Source organism: Desulfotalea psychrophila LSv54 (assembly GCF_000025945.1).
Classification (GTDB): Bacteria; Desulfobacterota; Desulfobulbia; order Desulfobulbales; family Desulfocapsaceae; genus Desulfotalea; species Desulfotalea psychrophila.
In genome coordinates this window covers 1,916,543-1,925,000 of sequence record NC_006138.1, presented here as the reverse complement: position 1 = coordinate 1,925,000, position 8,458 = coordinate 1,916,543, and the positions used below count along the sequence as shown (strand labels likewise).

Genomic DNA, 8,458 nt, shown 5'->3' with positions numbered 1-8,458 from the left:
TTTTGTCCTGCCATCCGGCTCAGAATCAATTGCTTTCAGCGATTGTCCCGTGCTCAGAAGGTGCGGCAAAGTACAGGTTTTAAGGGTCACTGTCAACATTTTTTCTCCCCTAAAACAGACTGTCCTCATAGAATGCCTACCCAAACGCCATAAGTCAAGCATTTAGAGATAAAAGCCAATTATCAACCATCCCCTTCCATACAGTGACTGGCAAAATAATTTCCCCCTATATAAGAGGAGCCCCCCTTTAATACAGCTAAGAGGCCATCTTTTTCCTCTTTAAGGCCAAAAGAATTCCCTTAAACAGGGACGCACCTAAGGTTTGCTCAAACTGAACATGAACAGAGTACTCGTTATCAATATTTTGCAGGGCATGAACCGCCACCACCTCTCCCATAAGGGCAACCTCTCCGTCGGCATCTGGCAACTGTACCCGAAGCATACGGCCCAATAAGACCTGGGCATGTGCCTTTCGGGAGAGACGGATAAAAAACGAAATCCCTCCCGCTGAAATATCGGACAGTCCTCCCTTAGGCATCACTCCAGCACGCCGCCCCTGATTATCACAGAGGTGACTGGAGATCCTCCCTGACACCTTAACCCGTTGATTTTGTCTTCTATCATTCTTCGATGATTTAAAGAAATTTTCTATTTTTTCAAACTTGACACAGAAATCATGTAGCTTTGACTCAAGGGAAGGATATTCCTCCGCCAATTCCTGAATATCTTTAAAATCAAGCACAGAGATATCAACTCTACCAAGAGAAGAGACGGCAAAGGTCCATACAGAGGCATCAAAAAAGGCCCCCGCACCCAGCACCGAACAACGAGACAATGTTTTTATAAGAACTTCAGCCTCCTGTTTTTTATAGAAGAGCTTCACCTTGCCAGAGTTAATAAAGTACAGAGATTTTTGCACATCACCTTGGGAGACAATAACCTCATCGTTAAACAACCTCTTATGCTGAAGGCGATGATAGAGCACGCTAAACTCTTCCGTCGTCAAAAAATCATAGAGTTCATGCCAAATCTCGACATGCCCCTTATCAATGGAGTTCGCCTTTTCCTCTTCAATAATCTCTGCTGCCCTGATAATATCCGTCAAAAGATATGGAGCTGTCTCTATCAATAAATCCCTGACCTTATCAGCCTCAGAGAACTTGCCATTGCATGCCAGTTTACTGATGAGCTTAAGAAGCAACCGACCTCCCTGATCCTGCTCACCCTCCTCAAAGGCATTAAGGGCCTGCCGCTCAAGATGATCTTCGGTAATAAATGCGGATGGCGTTGTCATTCGAGAAATTTGTCGTTGCTTATTTTTACGTAGCTCATTCACCCCAACATGAGCCCCCTTGCCATTCTGAGCAACAAGGGCTGCAAGATGATCACGAACCTGTTCTACCCTTCTCCATAAATCTTTAGATAAAAAAGCTCCTCCCTCTTGCCGAAGATCCAGAAAAGCCGTTAAGGCCTCAACCACAAAGAGAAATGGACATTTTTTCAGCACCTTTAAAATGGCCAGGATAATCTCCGCGCTCCTGACCTCTCTTGAGACGGCAAGCTCACCTAAAAGCTGCACCAGAGCAGTAGCGACCTCTTCATCGACCAAAGGCCCCAGACTCTGGATAAGCTGTATACGAAAGACATCATCGGCCTGCTGAATGGCCTGCAAAAGCAGTTCCTTCTTTTTGCTTCCACCAATTTTAGAGAGACAGAGGCAGACCTCCCGCTGAACGCGTAAATCTCGATGTTTTATATAGGGAAAGATCTTTTCCACATGCTCTTCACTGCCTGTATTCCCCAATAACTTAATGAGATTTCTTTTACCGTACCACGGCATATCTTCATCAAGACGTTCAAAAATCACGGGTGGCAGAGCCACCTTACCCTGAAGAAGTAAATCTATTATTTTAAGACGCTGCTCTGTTTTTTCTGAAGAGATAAGTTCATCAATCAAATACCTAATAGCTATCGGTCCCTGCCAAACAAGCCGCCTACTTACCTGCACATCATCCGGCATCAACAAACAATCTGCCAAACCAACGGGTAAAGATTTTCTATCAATAGCCCTATCCTGTACCCGGGCAATAATAGCCTGAACAGTAGCATCTTTTTTTATCTCGTTATTGCGTAACTGATAAAAGAGCAACAGAAGTTCATCGAATTCTTCAATAAAGCCAGCACCCTTCTCTGCAAGCATTATATCAGAGAGAATAGAGGCAATTCTCTCATAGAGGGCATCGCCTACATTCGACTTCTTCAACCAGGAAACAAAGCATGCCCTAATGGGACGCAACCACTTCCATTTTTTTTCCAGCAGGAGTTTTTCACCAACCAAAACCAGACTTGTAGCCAGATTCCGTTGTTTCTCTCCCTGAAGAGAGGTAAGCTTATCGGCAAGAACTCTCAAAACCTCACCCCCTCTTTCATCCTCCTCCTGAGCAAGAGAGAGAATCAAGTCGGGTAGATTCTGCAAAAATTCATTATTTGACAGACATAGGTACTTACCACCTAGTAACAGGGCAAGCATATTACTCATTCGGCTATTGAGACGTTCCGCCTCTGCCTGCTGCAATGCATCCACTGTGATCTGTTTGAGCCAAAAGGCCTTCACCCTTTCATGATCGCCCAGATGCTCATAGGCGGGTTTAATCGCTGCCAACTTATGAGATTTTGGATGCGTTTTTTCAAACCTAGCAATATAGTATTGATACAGCTTTTGCACCTTGATAAGTTGCTCTACGCTGAGATGTCGCACCAGGGCATCATAGAGCTGTTGACCAAACACAGAAGAAAAATCCTGCCCCAAAAGAGCTGCCAGAGCTGCAATCTGCAAATCGACTACTAAAAGTTTTGCCAAGGCAACGGCAAGCTCTCGCTGCCCCTCCCCTGCGACAAGCTCACTCACCCGAACAAACATACCATTAAATTCTTCAGCAATGAAGGCGCCCTTTCTCTTACTGAGCACGCCAAGTAAACGACCAATCCCTGCCGCAAGCAGTTCTGCTCCCATTGCTTCATTTGCTAAAACAGCCTCTAGCTCTACCCTTACCTGACCAATATCAGTCTTACCGAGCAAGACCTCTATAAGTTTTTCCAGAGCCTTTATCTTTGTTTTTTCCTTTTCCGCCAACAGGGTTCCAACAAATTTTTCCCGAAAACAGGATATAAGGCCCAGGGCTGTAACATATTCACGCCCCCCGCCCTCCTTCTCTATTTTTTCTCGCTTAGCAACAAAGACCGAAACAATCTGAGAAAAGGTAAACCGATCTAAGTCCTGCTCAAAGAGTAGTTCCTGCAAACCAAGTAGTTGGAGTTGACGATAAACAACAAGATTGATCAAGCCATCCAGAGTCCGCTGAGGAATAACCTTATGATTTACAGCATGGGATCCATCAACCATGGCAAGAGAAAATGAATCATGCTTCGACAAATAATCTCCGAAAAGGTTATAGGCCCGCTCCATGCTAGTTTTCACCTGGGGAGCAGATGTTGGATAGAGCCGACATGTCACCACGGCTCCATTAAAGGCCATAAGAATCCCTATTTCAGATGATTCTATATTATATTTTATCATAAAGTTACAATTTCCCAGAAGGTTGAGATAAAGATTCCTAAAAAGACAAAATAAATACTCTATTAAATACTTATCACAGAATAATACAGAAGGCGCTCAACAAGTTCAGCAAGAGGTAGACCGACAACATTGGAATAGGATCCTGCTATTTTTCTAACAAAAAGAGCACCTACCCCTTGAATTCCATAACTGCCCGCCTTATCCAGAGGTTCCCCGGTAGCCACATAGGCCCGCGCCTCGACCTCACCAAAAGAAGAAAAATAGACTGAAGTCTCCACCAACTGCACCTCACTGATCTTCTCTTTTTCACAGATAATGGCAAATGCAGTCATCACCGTATGAGACCTTCCAGCTAATCTACATAACATGGCAACAGCATCTTCACTATCCCGTGGCTTACCAAGTATTTTTTGATCCAGACAAACTATTGTATCTGCTGCAATCACCCAGGAGTCGGGATGCTGATAGCTTACAGCACTCCCCTTTTCCAGGGCCATACGACAGACAAAGGCTTCGGGGGATTCTTCCGGTTGAGCAAACTCATCAATACTCTTGACCCTAACGGAATATTCCAGCCCTAATTGGTCCAGAAATGCCTTTCTACGGGGAGATGAAGAGGCAAGAATCAAGGGTTTGTCACATTTATACATAAAATTTCCTGCTTGTACTTATTATTTTTGCACAAGCCTAAGAGCAAAATCCCAAAAAGCGGACCAGTAATATGGCCGATATCCTTATTAAGATATTAACAAGAAAAAACATCAGGCCCAAATTTTTCTACCAATTAACCGTTATCTGAAACAGATAATCTCCTTAACATACCACAAATAAAACGAAAGAACCTAAATCTAATGGGGTCAAGATTAGCGGGTGCCACAAAGCCTGCTCCAGAAAAAAAGTCTGCAGGCAGACCAGGAAAGGCAATTTGCTCAATATTACTCTCCGCCATGCCCGCTCGGTGACTAACCTGCCAGAGGGGACTTTTCTCCGAGGGCAAACCGAGAACGTGGAGCATCGCTGTATCAAAGGCTACGCTGTTTTGGGCAACGGCCAGGCAACCAAGAGAAAGCTTTCTTCCCTTAATCGGCCCCGTATGATGCATAACCTCTATACCATCACCGATAACAAGTTGTTCAGGAATAAATTTTTGCAAATCCAGAATTAAACGAGAAAAGCGTTCATGCCCCTCCCCATGTTTCATATGGAGCATAGCCTTTTGCAGGCCTGTAATAAGCCCAAAACAATTTTTCACGGCCATACTCACATACATTTGACTATGGGCCTTGATCTTAGGCAGATTAACCAAAAGATCACAATCCAAAGCGGCCCTGGCCAGCCCCACCTCTATTCCGCAACTCAAACGACAGCTCTCCTTACGGTCAAATTCAACAATGGGAATATTCAAATCTTTAAGAGCAGCAGAAATGCCATGTGCCTCACACACCGCCAGGGCGGAACCAAATGCCGGTGAATCACCCAAGGCCACATGAGCCCCCTGCTCTAAAAACCAAAGGGCGACAGCGCGAATAAAAAGGGCATTGGTACAGGCCCAGGATGGCCCTCTGGCACTGACAAGATTAGGTTTCAAGAGCACCCGCGCCCCTCGGGCAGGTGGAGAAAAACCGGCGGCAAGAGAGAGGGCAGACAGACGATCATCCAGCAAAAGAGTTTGATAGTCAGAACATGTGCCAAGGGCCACAGGAAACAGCTGCCTTACAATATCCACAACAGCACCTAAGGAAAAAAGATAAAAAAAAAGCCGCTCTCGCATGGCGAGAGCGGCTTTTTAGAAAAAGAGCGCTTTAACAGACTCCAGTCACTCCAACTTTACGCCAGAATAACAAACATCCCTCTAAGCAAATTCAATTACTCGAGTTCTGATAACATCGGGCAGTTCAACAATTTTTGCCACAAGTTCTTCCGGAATCGTCTCTTCCATATCAATAATATTATAACCAATGGCACCGTTTGACTGGTTGAGATAGCTTACAATATTCACGTTAAAACCACTGAATATATTGGAAACATTGGCAATCATACCAGGAACATCCTTATTAATAACAATAAGTCTGTTTTTAACAGTATCAGCAGGAGTAGACTCTATATTAGGAAAGTTTACACTGTGAACGACATTTCCATATTTAAGATAACTTGAAAGCTCCTTTACCGCCATGGTAGAGCAGTTACCCTCGGATTGAGAAGTAGACGCCCCAAGATGTGGCGTCGTCAAAATCTTCTCATGGCCAATGGTTTTAGCAGTGGGGAAATCAGAAAGAAAAGCGCCAAGCTGACCGCTGTCAAGGGCATCGAGAACAGCCTGCTCATCTACGATTGGAGCCCTTGAATAGTTAATAAGGATTGCTCCCCTTTTCACCTTCGCCAAAAACTCTGCATTAACCAGATTTCTAGTTCGATCGTTCAGGGGAAGATGCAAACTTATCACATCAGCGTCACTCACCGCATCTTTTAAAGCTCGACAGACACGTACCTGAGGAGAGAGCTGATGAATATTTTCAAGAGCCGGGGCAGGATCAAAGCCCTTTACATTCATAAGACGCTGAATACCACCATTTGCCAAACGAACACCAATTTGACCAAGCCCCACAACCGTCAAATTTTTACCCGCTATCTCCTCTCCCTTATAGGCAGATTTTTGCGCTTCAACAACGCTATCTACCTTATCGGGATCTACTGCGGTAAGAGATTTACAAAAGTTAATACCGTTAAAGATATTACGCTTCCACACACCTAACATAGGAAAAACAAGGTCTACAACGGCATTAGCATTGGCGCCGGGGGTATTAAATACGCAAATACCCTTCTTGGTAGCTCTTTCTACATTAACATTATTTGTTCCGGCACCTGCCCGGGCAACAGCAAGCAAGGATGGATAATCATCAACGTCAACAGGAGAACTACGTAAAATAATCCCCTGAGGATCGTTTTCATCTTCATTTACGATAAACTTATCAGTAAAAAGCTCAAGGCCTTCAGGAGCTATCTTATTAATTTTCTTTACTCTATAAACTGTCATTACACCGTTCTCCTTTACCCTCGTAAAATCCTGCTACAATTCTATACATAAACCATCATTTTTGCTTATCAAGTACTTCAAAACGATTTCCAGAATATACATCTCTCTCAATCCGGTCAACACCTTTCTTTCTTTATATTTTTCTATAAAAACAAGAACAATCTATGTCAAAAGGCTACTTTTACGAAAAAAGCAAATGCTTAGTCTTTTTTTACCAATTACACAGATTTATTGGCTCTTGGTAAGCGTATTCCCCAACAAGGATCACCCGAACTTTTTTTATGGTTTGTAAAATAGGTCAATATACAATATACCTTGCCTCTACGACCGCGAACACAGGATAATTAGTATAAATAACAAGCGAGTAGAAAATAAAATGGCAAACTTTTCAACACATCTAACCGCAGGAGCCTGCGTTGGTTTTGCAATATCCACCCTGAGCACGGTCTCCTTTGACTTTTCAATCAGTCAAACAGCCACTGTTTTTCTCTTAGGAGCAATAGGAGGCACCCTGCCAGATTTAGACAGTGATTCTGGCAAACCACTCAGATTTTTATTCACCTCAATATCCCTGATTATCCCCGCCCTTATGCTTAGCCTGATACAGCAGGAGAGGCAACCAACCCCTGAATTTTTATTTTTATACTTCTTCTGTAGTTATTTCTTTATTAACTACTTTCTCTATGGAGTGGTAAAAAAATTAACCGTCCACCGAGGGATACTGCATAGCATCCCCTTCTGCCTGTTAATGGGGGAGATGGGCTATTTGCTCTTTATAAACTCAGGCGCAACCTTTGCCCTGATAGTAGGATTTTCCGTGTTTTCCGGCTGTTTGAGTCATCTTATTATTGATGAGCTCTATTCTATATCCTTCCAACATGGATTACTGCCAAGGCTCAAGAGATCCAGTGGATCAGCCCTGAAGTTCTACTCCAAAAATCGCCCCATAAGCCTACTGACCTATCTACTGCTGCTTCTGCTATCAGGTACAATCTACCACTACCACCCAACTGACATATCTGCTATCAGAGGATTTCTCGCAATGCCATAATTCTACTATGCAAAGCAATAACTGCAGTATCGACCTTCAAGATACGCTCACCAATAGTACAGATGGAAAAACCACAGCCTGAAAATTGATCCACTTCTGCTGGCACCCAACCACCCTCCGGACCAACACAGAGCAAAACCCTGCCACCCTGCCTCAGGGAACCACCTGCCTGCCGAAGGGCCTCGGAAAAAGTGTTTGTTCCTGCAGGATCGGCCACAATCAAAGCAGAATAGTCATCAAGGTCTTTGACCAATAACTCATCCATAAACCCCTTAAATTTAGGATAGATGCTTACCTCGGGCAGACGCGTTGCCACTGCCTGTTCAAGTCCTATAAGCAGATGTTCACGATACTGTTCATTCTGCAAGAGACTCGCCTGCCAAAAGCTTTTTTCCACCCGCTGGCTATCAATTAAAAAGATACGCCCTACTCCCAGACTGGTCACCTGACTCAATATCCTCCGCAGCATAATAGGTCGAGGCAGGGCAAGAACAAGATCAATAACTGGTTTCTCTTCTGGAAGAGTCGTCTCAAGCTGAATATCAAGGTCCACAGAGAATGGAAATTTTGGCTTAATAGCAACTATTTTTGCCATTCCACGACCACCATCTATCACCCCTACCCGCACCCTGTCCCCCACCTGAGAACGCAGGACCTTAACAATATGCTTTGCCCGATGATCGGTAATTTGGATATGATAAGTACTACTGATTTCTTTTTCTTCAAAAAGTATTATATTCATGACAATTTAGGGCTCAGGGGAAAATTTAATTTTCAGATAATCACTTCACAACAA

At 43.8% G+C, this 8,458-nt stretch carries 6 protein-coding genes; 1 reads left to right on the top strand and 5 read right to left on the bottom strand.

Translation table 11 applies throughout. The features are described from left to right. Positions 1-256 precede the first annotated feature (256 nt). From DP_RS08700 to DP_RS08685, 4 genes are all read right to left on the bottom strand, one after another. A complete protein-coding gene (locus DP_RS08700) occupies positions 257-3,577 on the bottom strand; it encodes a HEAT repeat domain-containing protein (protein WP_011188953.1) in 3,321 nt (1,106 codons plus the stop codon). A 62-nt stretch (positions 3,578-3,639) separates the two neighbouring features. Further along, on the bottom strand, positions 3,640-4,227 hold the full coding sequence (locus DP_RS08695; protein WP_011188952.1) for a Maf family protein: 588 nt from the start codon (positions 4,225-4,227) through the stop codon (positions 3,640-3,642). 134 nt (positions 4,228-4,361) lie between these two features. Continuing rightward, positions 4,362-5,303 (bottom strand): DUF362 domain-containing protein, encoded by a 942-nt coding sequence (locus tag DP_RS08690; RefSeq protein WP_162096645.1) that lies wholly within the window; start codon positions 5,301-5,303, stop codon positions 4,362-4,364. Positions 5,304-5,429: 126 nt separating this feature from the next. Continuing rightward, positions 5,430-6,611, bottom strand: coding sequence for a phosphoglycerate dehydrogenase (locus DP_RS08685; protein ID WP_011188950.1), 1,182 nt, complete (start codon positions 6,609-6,611; stop codon positions 5,430-5,432). Between the two features lie 376 nt (positions 6,612-6,987). Between DP_RS08685 and DP_RS08680 the strand changes: the two genes are divergently transcribed. Continuing rightward, a complete protein-coding gene (locus DP_RS08680) occupies positions 6,988-7,662 on the top strand; it encodes a metal-dependent hydrolase (protein ID WP_011188948.1) in 675 nt (224 codons plus the stop codon). On the opposite strand, the gene DP_RS08675 is transcribed toward DP_RS08680, so the two are convergent. Next, the gene (locus tag DP_RS08675; protein ID WP_011188947.1) at positions 7,637-8,404 is read right to left on the bottom strand and encodes a 16S rRNA (uracil(1498)-N(3))-methyltransferase; all 768 of its coding nucleotides are present in this window, start codon (positions 8,402-8,404) and stop codon (positions 7,637-7,639) included. The two genes, DP_RS08680 and DP_RS08675, sit on opposite strands and share 26 nt — an antisense overlap. Between the last annotated feature and the right edge of the window lie 54 nt (positions 8,405-8,458).